Origin of the sequence: Knoellia sp. Soil729 (genome assembly GCF_001427985.1) — a bacterium.
In the GTDB taxonomy this organism is placed as follows: Bacteria; Actinomycetota; Actinomycetes; order Actinomycetales; family Dermatophilaceae; genus Knoellia.
Genome location: NZ_LMSA01000002.1, coordinates 736,699 through 751,065, shown reverse-complemented (window position 1 = coordinate 751,065; position 14,367 = coordinate 736,699). Strand labels below are relative to the sequence as shown.

Here is a 14,367-nt window from a genome sequence, read left to right as displayed (position 1 = left end):
CACACTCGTTCTAGGGCCTCGACGACGCCATCGCCGGGGTGGAACGGAGTCTCGGGTGGCTGCCACGGAGAAGGAGGACACGGCTGGCCGGACCGCGCACGACGAACTCCACGAGACGCGGGAACAGCTGGCTGCGACGAGTGAGATCCTGGCGATCCTCGCGGCCTCCTCTGCGGCACCGGAGGACGTCTTCGGAGCGATCGTCGAACGTGCCCGCACCCTCTGCCGCTCCGAGATCGCGTCCATCCACCTCAACCGGGATGGCGTCTACCGGCTGGTCCGCTCCGTCGGCCTGAGCGCGGAGTACGTCGAGCTCAACGAGGTCGCCCCGATCAAGAGCGACCGTAGGACCATGATCGGTCGCGTCAGCCTCGACCACACGACCCAGCAGATCGAGGACGTCCTGGCAGATCCGGAGTACGACCGCCCCGACTTCCAGCGTGTCGGTGGCTACCGGACCATCCTGGGGGCACCGATGCTCATCGACGGGGAGGTCGTCGGGGTGCTGTCGGTGTGGCGTACGACCGTGTCACCGTTCAACGACAGGGTGGTCTCGTTGCTGACGACGTTTGCCGCTCAGGGAGCCCTTGCCGTCCGCAACGTCGAGCTCATGCGCTCACTCGAGGCGAGGTCCCAGGAACTGGCGCGCCGCGTGAACCAGCTCGAGGCGCTGTCGGAGGTGGGCGAGGCCGTGAGCTCCAGCCTCGACGCCGATGAGGTCCTCGCCACGATCGTCAACCACGCGGTCGAGATCTCCGGCGCGCGTGGCGGGTCGTTAGTGGACTATGACGAGGACACCGGTCTGTTCAGTGTCCGGGCTGCCACGGGTACGAGCGCTGCTGTGCTGCAGGCGCTGCGGGACAGTCGAATCCACATCGATGAGACGCTCATCGGGCGAGCCTGCCGGGAACGCGCTCCGGTGCAGGTGGAGGACCTCGCGACCGCTGAGCTCGATGCCCACCTGTCGATACTGTATGCCGCGGGGTGGCGTTCGGTCGTCGTCGTGCCCCTCATCCGCTGGGACAGGATTGTGGGTGCCCTCGTCGTCCGGCGCAAGGCCCCGGGCGGCTTCAGTGACGAGACGTGCGACCTGCTCGAGGCGTTCGCGAGCCAGTCGGCGATCGCGCTGACCAATGCGCGAATTCACCGACAGCTCGAGGTGCAGAGCGCTCAGCTGGCTGAGGCGAGTCGGCACAAATCCGAGTTCCTCGCGAGCATGTCGCACGAGCTGCGCACTCCGCTCAACGCCGTCATTGGCTTCTCCGAGGTGTTGCTCGAGCGGATGTTCGGAGAGATCAACGAGCGGCAGGAGGACTACCTGCGCGACATCCTCAGCTCGGGGCGCCACCTGCTCGCCCTGCTCAACGACGTGCTCGACCTGAGCAAGGTCGAGGCCGGACAGATGGAGCTGGACCGGACCGACTTCCCCGTCGAGCCAGCAATCAACTACGCCCTGTCCATGGTCAGGGAGCGGGCGCTTGACCATCACATCGCCCTGCGGACGGAGATCCATCCTGGGCTCGGACTGCTGAACGCGGACGAGCTGCGCTTCACGCAGGTTCTGCTGAACCTCATCACGAACGCCGTGAAGTTCACCCCCGACGGTGGCAGCGTCGTGGTCGCGGCCACCCGCCTTCCCGACAGCCTGGAGGTGACCGTCTCGGACACCGGCGTGGGAATTGCGACCACGGAACAGGAACGGATCTTCGACTCCTTCCAGCAGGGCAGCAGGTCTGCGCGCAAGGTCGAGGGCACCGGCCTCGGGCTCACCCTCACCCGGCGCATTGTCGAGCTCCACGGCGGTCAGCTCTGGGTGCGCAGTGAGCTCGGGCACGGGAGCACGTTCGGTTTCACCCTGCCCACGGTCCTGCCACCTGCGGAGCCCCGCCCGATGGGGGGCCAGCACCACGCGCAGCCGGATCGGGGCGATGAGCGCGATCGAAACTCCGAGGACGCTCAGGAGGGTGGGCAGGGCGCCGAGGACGATCGGCCCACGGCGGTCATCATCGAGGACGACCCGAGCTCGGCTGAGCTCCTGTCGCTCCACCTCGCAGCTGCAGGCCTGCGCACCGTGGTGCTGTCGGACGGGAGGGCCGGGCTGCGGGCGGTCCAGGAGGTCCATCCCGATGTCGTCGTGCTCGACATCCGACTGCCCGGAATGGACGGGTGGGACGTCCTCACGGCGATCAAGAGCGACCCGCTCGTGGCAGCGACGCCGGTCGTCGTCGTGTCGGTCCTCCCGGATCGCACTCGGGGCATCGCTTTTGGCGCCTCCGACTACCTCGTCAAACCAGTGACTCGCAACGATCTCCTGGAGGCACTCGGGCGCATGGTCCCCCTGCGGACCGAAGAGTCGGGCCACCGGGTCGCCGTCATGGTTGATGATGATCCCGCCGCCATCGAGCTCGCTCGCCTGGCGCTCGAACCCGCCGGGTGGACGCTGCGCACGTGCACCCAGGCCGACGAGGTCTTTCGGTTGGTGCGCGAGTCGCGGCCCTCGGTCGTGCTCGTCGACCTGTTGATGCCCGACATGGACGGCTTCGAGGTGGTCGACCGACTGCGCAGCGACCCGGTCACCGCGTCCGTGCCCATTGTCGTGCTGACCTCCAAGACCCTGACGGCGTCCGACCGCCGCATGCTCGAGGGTCGGATCGAGTTCGTGACCTCCAAGAACGCGATGGATCTGGGACTTCTCGCCAGCCGTCTCAGCGAGGTCTCGATGCCGACCATGACGTGGGGAGGTGCAGGCCCGTGACCAGCGTGGTGGTGCTGCTCGTTGAGGACAACGAGAAGAACCTCAAGCTGGCTCGCGACGTCCTCGAGTTCGCTGGGTTCACGGTGCTCGTGGCGATGTCGGGAGAGGAGGCGCTCGATCGTGCCAGGGCTGCTGTGCCCGACATCGTCCTCATGGATCTGCAGCTGCCGGGGATCGACGGGCACACGGCGCTGGCCCGGCTCCGAGCCGACACGCGCACTGCCGAAATCCCCGTCGTCGCCCTGACCGCCTTCGCCATGCGAGAGGACCATGAGCGCGCCGATGCCGCAGGGTTCGACGGCTATCTGGAAAAGCCGATCAGCGTCCGGCAGTTCCCGGACCAGGTCCGGCGTCACCTTCGAACGGAGCAACCATGAACGTGCCCAACGAGTCCGACCAAGTCGTGGTCCTCGTGGTCGATGACCTGGAGGCCAACCGCAAGCTCATGGACGCCGTGCTCTCCCCTCGCGGCTTCACGGTCCACGGCACAGAATCGGGTGAAGAGGCGCTCGCGTGGCTTGCCGAGCAGCTGCCGGACATCGTCCTGCTCGACATCCAGATGCCCGGGATCGACGGCTACGAGACCTGTCGACGGCTCAGGGAAGATGAGCGCACGGCCTTCCTCCCCGTCGTCATGGTGACCGCGTCCGGCAACGAGCAGAAGCTGCGCGCCATCGAGGCCGGAGCCGACGACTTCGTGACCAAGCCGTTCGAGCAGGCCGAGCTCTTGGCTCGGGTGCGATCGCTCATCCGGATCAAGCGCTATCACGACACCATCGAGCGTCAGGCCGTCGAGCTCGCGACGTGGAACCGAGAGCTCGAGGAGAAGGTGGCATCGCAGGTGGACGAGCTGCAACGGGTCGGCCGGTTGCGCCGCTTCCTCTCCCCGCAGGTGGCGGGCCTGGTCGTGGAGAGCGGCGACGAGGGCTTCCTGGACAGCCATCGCGCCGAGATCACCGCGACCTACTGCGACCTGCGCGGGTTCACCGCCTTCGCCGAGACCGCCGAGCCCGAGGAGGTCATGGCGGTGCTGCGGGACTATCACGAGGCGCTCGGCGATCTCGTCTTTCGCTTCGAGGGGACCCTCGAGCACTTCGCCGGTGACGGGCTCCTCGTCTTCTTCAACGATCCGATCCCGTGCCCTGACGCACCCGAGCGCGCCGTGCGGATGGCCGTCGCGATGCGCAGCCGGGTCGAGCAGCTCGCGGAGGGTTGGCGTCGGCGCGGACACGAGCTCGGCTTCGGGGTGGGTATCGCCCAGGGCTACGCGACTCTCGGGAGGGTTGGCTTCGAGGGGCGTTACGACTACGCGGCAATCGGAACCGTGACCAACGTGAGCGCTCGGCTCTCATCGCTCGCCGCCGCCGGTCAGATCCTCATCACGCAACGCGTCGAGGCCGGGGCTACGGAGATCGCCGTGACCCGACCGGTCGGCGCCCTGCAACTGCGTGGGATCGCCAAACCGATGGAGGCGTTCGAGGTGCTCGGACTCGATGCGGCGCGGACGACCTCATGACTGTCAGCGGTGGACAGCGCGCCGAGTCCCGTCCCTTGGCCGACCTCAACGAGGACGAGCGCAACGCTGCGTTCGGCCGCCTCCAGTCGCGGCTGCCCGATGTGTGGCGGTCGATGCGTCTCAACGAGCCCGACGAGTCGGTCGTGGTCGTGCCCTCCGTGTCGCTCGACCGGGTCGACCCCCGGCCCGGGGCCATGAACCAGGCCATGGAGGAGCGATACCTCTTCCTGCTCCTGCTGCTGCGTCAACCACGGCTGCGGATGGTCTACGTGACCTCCGGCCCCGTCGACCCAGCCATCGTCGAGTACTACCTGGCCCTGCTGCCCGGCGTCATCCCGAGCCATGCCCGCGCCCGCCTGACGATGGTGTCGGTGGGGGACTCGACAGCACGTCCGCTCACCGAGAAGTTGCTTGAGCGCCCGCGCATCCTGGCCGACATCGCGGCCCTCGTCCCCAATCCGCTCCGGTCGCACCTCGTGCCATACACCACGACCACTTTGGAGCGCGACCTGGCGCTCGAGCTCGGTATCCCCATGTATGGGGCAGACCCACGCCACCTCGCGCTGGGCACGAAGTCGGGCTGTCGCAAGCTCTTCGATGAGTCCGGCGTGGCCTATCCGATCGGGTTCGAGGACCTCAACTCCCTCGACGACATCGTGGACGCGCTTTCCCGACTCCGCACCCGACGTCGTGCTGCGTCGGTGGCCATGGTCAAGCTCAACGAAGGTGTCTCCGGATCCGGAAACGCCGTGGTCGACCTCGCTGACCTGCCCGAGCCGGGTACCGCGGACGAGCGTGCGGCCCTGCTCGAGCGGGTCCGTGGTATGCAGCTCGAGGGCCGCACCGTCACCATCGACGCCTACCTCGCCAAGTTCGAGCAGAGGGGCGGAATCGTCGAGGAGCGAATCGTCGGCGACGAGGTACTCAGCCCGAGCGTGCAGTTGCGGATCACGCCACTGGGGGACGTGGAGGTCCTCTCGACCCACGACCAGATCCTCGGTGGCCCGACAGGGCAGTCCTACCTCGGGTGCACCTTCCCTGCTGCCCCCGGATACGCGAGCACCATCACGGGGGAGGCCGAGAAGATCGGCGTCCGGTTGGCCGAGCTCGGTGTCCTGGGGCGGTTCGCGGTGGACTTCGTCGTCGTCCGACGTGGCGACACCTGGTCGGCAGACGCCATCGAGGTCAACCTCCGCAAGGGTGGCACGACGCACCCCTTCCTCACCCTCCAGTTCCTCACCGACGGCCGCTACCACGGCGACACAACGCTCTTCACGACGCCAACCGGCCGCGAGAAGCACCTCATGGCGACGGACCATCTCGAGGACTCGAGCCTGCGCGGCCTGCGGGTGGGTGACCTTTTCGACGTTGTCGCGCGGACCGGCCTGCACTTCGACCCGGCCAGCCAGACCGGCGTCGTGTTCCACATGATCAGCTCGGTCACCGAAGTCGGGCGGGTCGGCATGACCGCCGTCGGTGACTCGGCGCAGCAGGCCCGCGAGGTCTATGACCGGGCCGAGCGGATCCTCCTCGCGGAGGCCCGCTCGGCCGTCGCCCCCCAGCCGGTGCGCGCGTGAACGGGGCCCTTTGGCAAACCCGCTCACGCGGCGATCGTGGCCGAATGACGCAGCGCCTCACCAACGGCGTCGTTCCATTCCAGCGGTGGGTGCACTGTGCGGCACGACGCGCCGCCGCAGTCGCAGTCCCACGCCCAGGTACCACGCACCTTTCGCACGTGGGGGTGGTGGTGTGCCCGGTCGATCCGTCGACGGTGGCCGTTGCTGTTCATGGGTGCCGCCTCCTCTGGTGTTCTGTGATCGGTGCGGATGCCTGGTTCCACGGTGCCCCCACCGCATCCCGCGGTCTGTCCCGACGAGTACGCGTGCCGTGTGCCCACCGAGACACAGCTGCGCCGACGCATGCAGACGTTGGGTGGAGGGCGGCGTGATGGAGTGGCAGCTGCTGAACGAGCTGTCAGAGGCCGACCGGCGGCTGGTGCTCTCTCTTGCCCACCGGCGGAGATTCGCACGCGGCGAAGTCCTGTTCCACGAGGGCGATCCCGCCGACTCGCTCCACTTCATCGCCGAGGGGCGGGTGATGGCGCGCCGGACCACAGAGGCAGGCGATTCCGTGGCCTTCCGGGTCATCGGCCGTGGACGTGCCCTCGGCGACGTCTCGGTGTCCTCGTCCAACGCGCGGCGCTCGTCGACGATCGTCGCCCTGGAAGCGACCACCACCCTCTCTGTCGGCTTCGAGGAGTTCCGTCGACTGTGCGCGGCTCATCCCGGCATCCAGCAGCACCTCGCAACACTGCTCTCTGCTCGAGTCAGACGACTGTCCGACCAGTTGCTCGATGCCTTCTTCCTGCCCAGTGATCGCCGAGTTGTGCGCAGGCTCCTCGACCTGTGCGATCAGTACGCAGAGTCCGCGGACCAGCAGGTGCTTGTCCCGTTGACCCAGTCGGACATCGCTGAGCTCTCCGGTGCGACCCGCCCGACGACGAACCGGGTGCTGCGGGGCCTCGAGTCCGACGGACTCGTCCGGCTGGGTCGCGGCCGGGTCCTGGTTCTCGACCGCGACACTCTTCGCCGTCGGGACGGGCTCACGCTGGGCGTGTCACGCAGCGGTGGATGAACAGACGTCGAGATGCCGTGTGCCCGCGTTCCTGGGACCCCAGACCCCTTGCGCACAGCGTGAACTGCGTCAGACGGGGGTAGGTGTGAAAAGGCGGGGGGAGCGGCTCGCCCGTCGTCGCCCGCAGCTCCTCGAGGACCCCGTGGACGCCGGCGATGTGCCGCAGCAGGGCGCGCTCGAAGATCCCGTCGAGCATCGCGTAGGCCGTGCCGATCGGCATGCTCAACGCCGCTGAGCCCAGCTCGGCGAAGCGCGTGAGGACCCGCTCGATCATGTTCTCGAGGGTCGCGTCGATCTCGAGGACGTCGTGACGCAGTGACTCGTCGAACATGCTCTGGGTGCGCAGGTCGTACCAGAGGCGGTGCATCGACGCGTCGTCGACGATGGTCTCGCAGAGCTTGTCGGCGAACCCGGTCACCAGCTCGGCCGGGGTGGTGGAGGTGGCCACGACATCGTCGTAGCGCGTGACACAGGTCGCCTTGTAGCGGCGGACGCTCGCGATGATCAGCTCAGCCTTGTCGCTGAAGTAGTAGTGCACGACGCCGTTGCTGAAGGTCGAGTTCGCGCGACCTCCCGCAGCGAGGTCCGTGCGACACCGAGTTCCCCGAGCGTGGCGAGGGCCGAGTCGACGAGCTCGTCGCGTCGCTGGGCCGACTTCTGCTGGGGGCAAGGCTGGCCGACGACGCGGCGGCCATCGGCCTGTTCGAGTCGGCCGACGCTGCGGTCGCCGCGGTCATCGACCTGACACCCGGCGGCCGCCTCGGCCAGGTTGACGAGATGGCCGACGTGCTCTTCGACTGTGCCGTCGTCATTCATCAGCAGTCGTTTGCGCCGATGGTGGAGCAGATCCGGGACAGCCTGCCGGCCGTGCACACGTGGGTCTGCCTCGACGGGGAGACGCCGGGATCGTTGACGTTGGACGAGTTCCTGGCCCGTGGCTCGGTCGACGAACGGGTCGATCGGGAGGCCGTCGACGACGTGGCGATGATCGTCGGCACCGGTGGGACCACCGGGCGGCCCAAGGGAGTCGTGCTCACCGGCACCAACCTCGAGACGATGACGGCGATCACGCTGATGGGGTACCCGTTCACGGGTGTCCCGACCTATCTCGCGCTGGCGCCGCTCACGCACGCGGCTGGGGTGCTGTGCTTCCCGATCCTCAGCCACGGCGGGTCCATCGTCATCATGCGCGCCCCCGACGTCGGTGAGTTCATCGCGAACATCGAGAAGCGCCACGTGACCCACACGTTCCTCCCACCCACGTTGATCTACATGGTGCTCGGCCACGAGTCGCTCGATCGCGCGGATCTCTCGTCGTTGCAGTGCTTCTGGTACGGCGGGGCCCCGATGTCCGTCGACCGGTTGGGTGAGGCACTGGAGCGGATCGGCCCGGTGATGGCGCAGCTCTTCGGCTAGACCGAGGCGCCGATGATGGTGTCCCTGCTGCCGCCGAGCGAGCCCTTCATCGCTGACGGCACGGTCGCCACGACGCGTCTGGCCTCCGCAGGTCGTCCGGCACCGCTCATCACCGTGGCGATCATGGACGACTCTGGTCGGCTGCTGCCCACGGGTGAGCGCGGCGAGATCGTGGTGCGCGGCTCGCTCGTCATGCGCGGCTACCACAAGAACCCCGAGGCGACCGCTGAGGCGTCTCGCCACGGCTGGCACCACACCGGCGACATCGGCTACCTCGACGAGGACAACTACCTGTTCATCGTCGACCGCGCCAAGGACATGATCATCACGGGCCGGGTTCAACGTCTCCTCGACCGAGGTGGAGCAGGCCCTGATGGCCCACCCCGGCGTCCGCGACTGCGCCGTCGTGGGCCTGGCCGACGGCAAGTGGGTCGAGCGGGTCGTCGCCGTCGTGCAGGCCCAGCCCGACGCCGAGCTCGAGCCCGCCGACGGCATCGCCTTCGTCAAGCAGCGCCTGGGCAGCGTCAAGGCACCCAAGGACGTCTGGGTCTGCGAGCACCTGCCCCGCTCCAAGGTCGGCAAAGTCCTCAAGTCCGAGATCAAGACGACCCTGACAACCTGACGAGCCCGCCGACCGTGGCCCAGAACGACTTATTGCCCGTTTGGCCCCACTCCCGCAGTTGGCGAACCTCTGCTGGAAGGAGACCAAACGGGCAATAAGTCGAACCTCAGGTCAGTCGGAGGAGTCCTTGGACAGCCCCTGCTGGATGAGGTTCATGACCGAGGAGTCCGCCAGCGTGGTGACGTCGCCGACCTCACGGTTCTCGGCCACATCCTTGAGCAGGCGGCGCATGATCTTGCCCGAACGCGTCTTGGGCAGCTCGGGCACGACCATGATCTGGCGCGGCTTGGCGATCGGGCCGATCTCCTTGGCCACGTGGTTGCGCAGCGCCTGGATCGTCTCCTCGCCCTCGTCGGCCGCCCCACCGCGCAGGATCACGAACGCGACGACGGCCTGACCGGTCGTGTCGTCGGTCGCACCGACCACTGCGGCCTCGGCGACCGACGGGTGGGACACCAGCGCGGACTCGATCTCGGCCGTCGAGAGCCGGTGGCCCGAGACGTTCATGACGTCGTCGACGCGACCCAGGAGCCAGATGTTGCCCTTCTCGTCGTACTTCGCGCCGTCACCGGCGAAGTAGTACTTCTCGCCGAAGCGGCTCCAGTACGTCTCCTTGTAGCGCTCCGGGTCGCCCCAGATGCCGCGCAGCATCGACGGCCACGGCTTGGTGAGCACGAGGTAACCCACCTTGTCGGCCTCGGTGAACGGCTTGCCCTCGTCATCGAGGATCTCGGCGCTGACCCCGGGGATCGGCAGCTGCGCCGATCCGGGCTCGAGCGTCGTCACGCCCGGGAGGGGGCTGATCATGATGGCGCCGGTCTCGGTCTGCCACCACGTGTCGACGATCGGGGCCTTGTCGCCGCCGATGTTCTTGCGGTACCAGAGCCAGGCCTCGGGGTTGATCGGCTCACCGACCGAGCCGAGCACGCGGATCGAGGACAGGTCGAACTTCGCGGGGATGTCATCGCCCCACTTCATGAACGTGCGGATCGCCGTCGGCGCGGTGTAGAGGATCGAGACCTTGTACTTCTCGATGATCTCCCACCAGCGACCCTGGTGCGGGGTGTCCGGCGTGCCCTCGTAGAGCACCTGCGTCGCACCGTTGGCCAGGGGCCCGTAGACGATGTAGGAGTGGCCGGTGACCCAGCCGATGTCGGCCGTGCACCAGTAGACGTCGGACTCGGGGTGCAGGTCGTGGACCACGGCGTTGGTGTAGGCGTTCTGCAGGAGGTAGCCGGCCGTCGTGTGGAAGATGCCCTTGGGCTTGCCGGTGGTTCCGGACGTGTAGAGGATGAAGAGGGGGTGCTCGGAGTCCATCGGCTCGGCCGTGTGCTCCGGGCTCTGGCCGTCGACGAGGTCGTGCCACCAGATGTCGCGGCCCTCGGTCCAGTCGACCTCGGACTCGGTGCGCTTGACGACGAGGACCTTCTCGACGGGGGTGTTGCCACCGGCGAGGGCCTCGTCCACGGCCGGCTTGAGCGGAGCCGCCTTGCCGCGGCGCCACTGCCCGTCAGCGGTGACGACGACCTTGGCCTCTGCGTCGTTGATGCGCGTCCGCAGCGCCTCGGCCGAGAAGCCGCCGAAGATCACCGAGTGCGGGGCACCCAGGCGGGCGCACGCCAGCATCGTCGCGATGGCCTCGGGGATCATCGGCAGGTAGATCGCGACCCGGTCACCCTTCTGGACGCCCAGCTCGACCAGAGCGTTCGCCGCACGGGACACGTCCGCCAGCAGGTCGGCATACGTGATGGTGCGCGCCTCTCCGCCCTCGCTCTCGAAGTGGATAGCGACCCGGTCGCCGTGGCCCGCCTCGACGTGGCGGTCCACGCAGTTGTAGGCGACGTTGAGCTCGCCACCGACGTACCACTTGGCAAACGGCGCCTCGCTCCAGTCGAGGGTCTGGTCGAAGTCCTTGCTCCAGGTCAGGCGCTCGCGGGCCTGCCGGGCCCAGAAGGCCTCGTAGTCGGCGTCGGCCTCGGCATAGAGGTCCTCGGTGCCCACGGCCTGGGACCTGATCTCCTCGCTGGGAGAGAGGTCGAGATCGGCCAGGTGGCTGGACAGGCTGTCGTCGGTCACTTCGGGACTCCTCGTCATCGGGATCTGTGTGATGCACAACACCGCTTCGAGTCCATGCAACCGCGTCCGGGCCCGGGCATCAACAGTGGGCCCGTTTCTTGTCGCCGGGAGGCACCAGACCTGCGACGGACGGTGCGACAAGCGGCACACGCTGCAGCCACCCGCTGCTGACCCGCAGTAACCTCATCGCCATGGGCGAAGCACAGACACGCGCGGACGTGAAGGCTCAGGGACGGTCCGACGGCGAGGCTCCCGGCGCTCCGGCCGGCTCCCGCGACTGGTGGGCACACGGCAGGCGCCTGTGGCCGGTGGCCGCGATGGTCCTTGCCGTAATGCTCTGGTGGCCGACCGGCTTCGGCGGGCGTGCGCCGTGGATGCACCTCCCGTTCTCGTCGGGCTCCGGCGGTGCGGGCTACCGCACCGGCGATGCCGTGTTTCTCGGTGCGCTGGTCGCGGCTGCCCTCGTGTCCGCCCTGGTGGCCTCGGCCTGGCCCAAGTTCGGAATCGCGGCGGGTCTCACCGCCGTCGCGTGGGTGCTCAGTGAGGGTGACGTGACATTCGCCCCCGGCGAGCGGCCGGTCCTGGCCGGGCTCGCCGGCCTGGGGATGCTGCTCGGTCTCGCCGTCGGTGCTCGTGCCAGCCGCGGCGTCGTCGCCGCAGCCTCCTTCATCGCCCTGGTTGCTGGACTGTCGCCGGGCACGTGGACGCGGGGCCCACTCCTGGCGGTCGCGGTGGCCCTGCCGTTCTGGGCCGCCACCTCCGACCGGGTGGCACCCACCATCCTGGCGGTCGTGCGCGTCGTCCTGACCTGGCTCGTCGCCGTCATCGTCTCGGTGGGCCTGCAGGCCGGCTTCAGCAAGGTTCCTGCCGGTGGGCTCGCGAAGCCGGCAGACGCGGCCCGCACCGTGGGCGGAGGCTTTGTCGACACCGTGCGTGAGCGCGGGCTCGAGGTGGCGCAGGCCGCCGCGCGCACCTACACGTCGTGGATCTGGCTGGCCGTCGTGCTGGCAGTCGCGTTCGTCGTGGCCGCCCAGGTTCTCAAGCGTCGGCGCGCGAAGGCGAGCTGAGATCGCACCTCGGGCGGGCGGCATACCTGCTCCTCTAACTGCTGGACAAAGTGCCCGGTATGCCGGGAGTCCGGGTGGTCGGAACGTGCACGCTGTGCCCAGCGTGTCCGGCAACGGTGTCGGTTTGCGCGGTCGAATGGTTCCCTGAGGTCAACACGACCACAAGGAGGTGGGCCATGTTCGTCGAAGGCCAGCTGTACTCGCCCGTGACCCGGCGCGAGGACGGGACCGTTGAGGTCCACCTGAGCGAGAACCACCCGGGGCGCAACGACCCCGCCTACATGGAGCGCCGCGGCGAGATCGCGGACGCGGCCCTGTCGTGGACGCGCGGTGAGCCGATTCCGCAGATCGCCTACACCGAGGCCGAGCACCAGATCTGGCGGACCGTCAGCCACGAGCTCGCGCCGAAGCACGAGAAGTACGCGCACAGCGAGTACCTCGCGGCCAAGCACGCGCTGCGCCTGCCGACCGAGCACGTGCCCCAGCTGCACGAGGTGAGCGAGCTGCTCGAGCCGATCACCGGCTGGACCTACATCGCCGCGCCCGGTCTCGTGGCGTTGCGCGACTTCTATGGCGACCTCGGGTCGAGGACGTTCAACTCGACGCAGTACCTCCGCTACGGCAGCCAGCCGCTCTACACCCCCGAGCCGGACATCATCCACGAGGTCATCGGGCACGGGAACCAGCTCGCCTCACCGCGGTTCGCGCGGATCACCGAGGCCGCAGGCAAGGCGTCGCTGCGGCTCGAGAGCGACGAGGCGATGAAGTTCGTCGCCGACGTGTTCTGGTTCTCGATGGAGTTCGGCATCATGCGCGAGCACGGTGAGGTCAAGGCCTACGGCGCCGGCATCCTCAGCAGCTACGGCGAGATGGACGAGTTCGCCCACATGGAGCACCGCGCGCTCGACCTGGCCGACATGGGCACGCTCAACTACGACATCACGGCCTACCAGCCGGTGCTGTTCTGCGCCGAGGGCATGGACGAGCTCGAGGACGTCGTCGGTGCGTTCTTCGATGAGGTGGATGACGACCTCGCCGCGAAGCTGCGCGCCGAAGCCGCCAGCTGACGACTTATTGCCCGTTTGGCCGTGACCGCAAGCGCGGAGCCGATGCTCGAAGAGGAGCCAAACGGGCAATAAGTCGAACTACCACCGGTGGGCGACGTCGATGACGAGTCTGCTCGTGCCGGTTGCCGCATCGTTGATCGTGAAGACCCGGAACGGCAGTCGCGCCCGCACCCCGAGTCCCACGGTCGACTGGCCCTCGAAGGAGCCGGCCCACTTGACCTGGCGGAACGTCCTGTAGCCGGAGACGTTGGGCATCGCCGGCACGCTTGTGGTGCGGCCGGCCCGGTCGACGACCTGGAGCCTGGCCCCGCCCGCGACGGCGACCGGCAGGCCCGAGCCGTCCGAGGTGACCTGTGAGACGTAGCGGACGTCGAAGCCCGTGGCCGGGCCGCGCGAGTCGATGACGAGCCGGTCGTAGCAGTCGTGCTGCCCGGCCCGCACGCGCGTGAGCGAGGTGACCTTCATGCTGCTCGAGGACTTGGCGAGAGATCCCCAGGTGATGCCGCAGTAGGGAGCGGCGGAAGCGGTCGATGCGCCGATGGCGGCGGGTGCGGTGGCGGCGGCGAGCCCGAGTGCGAGGGCTGCGGCGCTGCGGCGAAGGGTCGTGCGGTTCATGGCGTCCTCCTGGTGGGTGTGTCCATACCGAGAAGACGCGTATGCCGGCCTGCTCGGTTGACACGTCAGGAGGACGACGTGCCCCGCCAGATACGTGCGCGTGTCAACCCAGCAAGCGCTCAGATCAGTCGAGCCCGTTGGGGCGACGGCGTGGGATCAACGCCCGTGCGTCGGCTGTCACGTCCGCCACGGTGGCCAGTAGGTCGAGGGCATCTCTGCCATATGCGTCGATCGTCAAGTTGACTGCTTCGTCCGGGCCGACCTGCAAGGCCTCCGCCAAGGCAACGATGTCCGCGTGGTCGCGTGCTCGGCCGGCCGCCAGTTTCATTGCGAGAAGCTGTTCGAGCGATACCAGATGAACGTGCAAACCGGGGGAGAGGGGCGGCTCCATCGCGTCACCAGGGAGCTGGGGGAGGAAGGGCCGGGCAGCGTCGTTGAGCCACCCTCACATGTGAGAGTCGCGGCCCGACGCAGTAGCCCCTGTTGCGTCCGCAGACGTGGTCGTGATGGCAACCAGGACGGCGGACGCGAGCGAGGAGCGGGGCCGGGGCGGGCGGCATACCCACTCAACGTCGTGTGCCCCAGAGGAACGCAGAGGT

12 protein-coding genes and 1 pseudogene are annotated in these 14,367 nt (G+C 68.2%); 9 read left to right on the top strand and 4 right to left on the bottom strand.

The window, feature by feature from the left end:
- Positions 1-55 precede the first annotated feature (55 nt).
- The 5 genes from ASG74_RS08575 to ASG74_RS17320 all read left to right on the top strand — a co-directional run bounded on the left by ASG74_RS08575 (position 56) and on the right by ASG74_RS17320 (position 6,905).
- Positions 56-2,755, top strand: a complete 2,700-nt coding sequence (locus ASG74_RS08575) for a response regulator (RefSeq protein WP_056141514.1) — start codon at positions 56-58, stop codon at positions 2,753-2,755.
- Positions 2,752-3,132 (top strand): response regulator, encoded by a 381-nt coding sequence (locus ASG74_RS08570; protein WP_056141512.1) that lies wholly within the window; start codon positions 2,752-2,754, stop codon positions 3,130-3,132. The genes ASG74_RS08575 and ASG74_RS08570 overlap by 4 nt, the downstream gene beginning before the upstream one ends.
- Positions 3,129-4,271: a response regulator gene (locus ASG74_RS08565; protein WP_056141509.1), complete on the top strand. Its 1,143-nt coding sequence runs from the start codon at positions 3,129-3,131 to the stop codon at positions 4,269-4,271. The genes ASG74_RS08570 and ASG74_RS08565 overlap by 4 nt, the downstream gene beginning before the upstream one ends.
- Positions 4,268-5,848 carry a peptide ligase PGM1-related protein gene (locus ASG74_RS08560; protein ID WP_056141506.1) on the top strand — a complete coding sequence of 527 codons (1,581 nt, stop codon included), beginning with the start codon at positions 4,268-4,270 and terminating at the stop codon, positions 5,846-5,848. The genes ASG74_RS08565 and ASG74_RS08560 overlap by 4 nt, the downstream gene beginning before the upstream one ends.
- Before the next feature lie 370 nt (positions 5,849-6,218).
- Entirely contained in the window at positions 6,219-6,905 is a 687-nt protein-coding gene (locus ASG74_RS17320) for a Crp/Fnr family transcriptional regulator (RefSeq protein ID WP_056141504.1), read from the top strand.
- Here ASG74_RS17320 and ASG74_RS08550 read toward each other — a convergent pair.
- Positions 6,874-7,443 carry a TetR/AcrR family transcriptional regulator gene (locus ASG74_RS08550; protein ID WP_200942553.1) on the bottom strand — a complete coding sequence of 190 codons (570 nt, stop codon included), beginning with the start codon at positions 7,441-7,443 and terminating at the stop codon, positions 6,874-6,876. The genes ASG74_RS17320 and ASG74_RS08550 overlap by 32 nt on opposite strands.
- 239 nt (positions 7,444-7,682) lie before the next feature.
- Between ASG74_RS08550 and ASG74_RS16925 the strand changes: the two are divergent.
- A pseudogene (locus ASG74_RS16925) lies at positions 7,683-8,468 on the top strand (AMP-binding protein); the annotation flags it as partial.
- A 226-nt stretch (positions 8,469-8,694) separates the two neighbouring features.
- Entirely contained in the window at positions 8,695-8,943 is a 249-nt protein-coding gene (locus tag ASG74_RS17625; protein WP_235498866.1) for an AMP-binding enzyme, read from the top strand.
- 111 nt (positions 8,944-9,054) lie between these two features.
- Here the strand turns inward: ASG74_RS17625 and acs are convergent, their stop codons facing one another.
- Positions 9,055-11,037 (bottom strand): acetate--CoA ligase, encoded by a 1,983-nt coding sequence (gene acs / locus ASG74_RS08530; RefSeq protein WP_056141483.1) that lies wholly within the window; start codon positions 11,035-11,037, stop codon positions 9,055-9,057.
- Between the two features lie 173 nt (positions 11,038-11,210).
- Between acs and ASG74_RS08525 the strand changes: the two genes are divergently transcribed.
- Positions 11,211-12,086 (top strand): hypothetical protein, encoded by an 876-nt coding sequence (locus tag ASG74_RS08525; protein ID WP_156465333.1) that lies wholly within the window; start codon positions 11,211-11,213, stop codon positions 12,084-12,086.
- 176 nt (positions 12,087-12,262) lie between these two features.
- Positions 12,263-13,153, top strand: a complete 891-nt coding sequence (locus ASG74_RS08520; protein ID WP_056141478.1) for a phenylalanine 4-monooxygenase — start codon at positions 12,263-12,265, stop codon at positions 13,151-13,153.
- A 78-nt stretch (positions 13,154-13,231) separates the two neighbouring features.
- Here the strand turns inward: ASG74_RS08520 and ASG74_RS08515 are convergent, their stop codons facing one another.
- Both ASG74_RS08515 and ASG74_RS08510 read right to left on the bottom strand, forming a co-directional pair.
- Complete coding sequence (locus ASG74_RS08515) at positions 13,232-13,768, bottom strand: AMIN-like domain-containing (lipo)protein (protein WP_056141476.1); 537 nt, start codon at positions 13,766-13,768, stop codon at positions 13,232-13,234.
- A gap of 124 nt (positions 13,769-13,892) precedes the next feature.
- Entirely contained in the window at positions 13,893-14,159 is a 267-nt protein-coding gene (locus ASG74_RS08510; RefSeq protein WP_056141472.1) for a hypothetical protein, read from the bottom strand.
- Positions 14,160-14,367 lie beyond the last annotated feature (208 nt).

Bases quoted from the DNA above. Each gene is read 5' to 3' on its own strand.
- ASG74_RS08515 (WP_056141476.1), bottom strand. From the start codon at position 13,768: ATGAACCGCACGACCCTTCGCCGCAGCGCCGCAGCCCTCGCACTCGGG.
- ASG74_RS17625 (WP_235498866.1), top strand. From the start codon at position 8,695: ATGGCCCACCCCGGCGTCCGCGACTGCGCCGTCGTGGGCCTGGCCGAC.
- ASG74_RS17320 (WP_056141504.1), top strand. From the start codon at position 6,219: ATGGAGTGGCAGCTGCTGAACGAGCTGTCAGAGGCCGACCGGCGGCTG.
- ASG74_RS08510 (WP_056141472.1), bottom strand. From the start codon at position 14,159: ATGGAGCCGCCCCTCTCCCCCGGTTTGCACGTTCATCTGGTATCGCTC.
- ASG74_RS08525 (WP_156465333.1), top strand. From the start codon at position 11,211: ATGGGCGAAGCACAGACACGCGCGGACGTGAAGGCTCAGGGACGGTCC.
- ASG74_RS08560 (WP_056141506.1), top strand. From the start codon at position 4,268: ATGACTGTCAGCGGTGGACAGCGCGCCGAGTCCCGTCCCTTGGCCGAC.
- ASG74_RS08565 (WP_056141509.1), top strand. From the start codon at position 3,129: ATGAACGTGCCCAACGAGTCCGACCAAGTCGTGGTCCTCGTGGTCGAT.
- ASG74_RS08520 (WP_056141478.1), top strand. From the start codon at position 12,263: ATGTTCGTCGAAGGCCAGCTGTACTCGCCCGTGACCCGGCGCGAGGAC.
- acs (WP_056141483.1), bottom strand. From the start codon at position 11,037: ATGACGAGGAGTCCCGAAGTGACCGACGACAGCCTGTCCAGCCACCTG.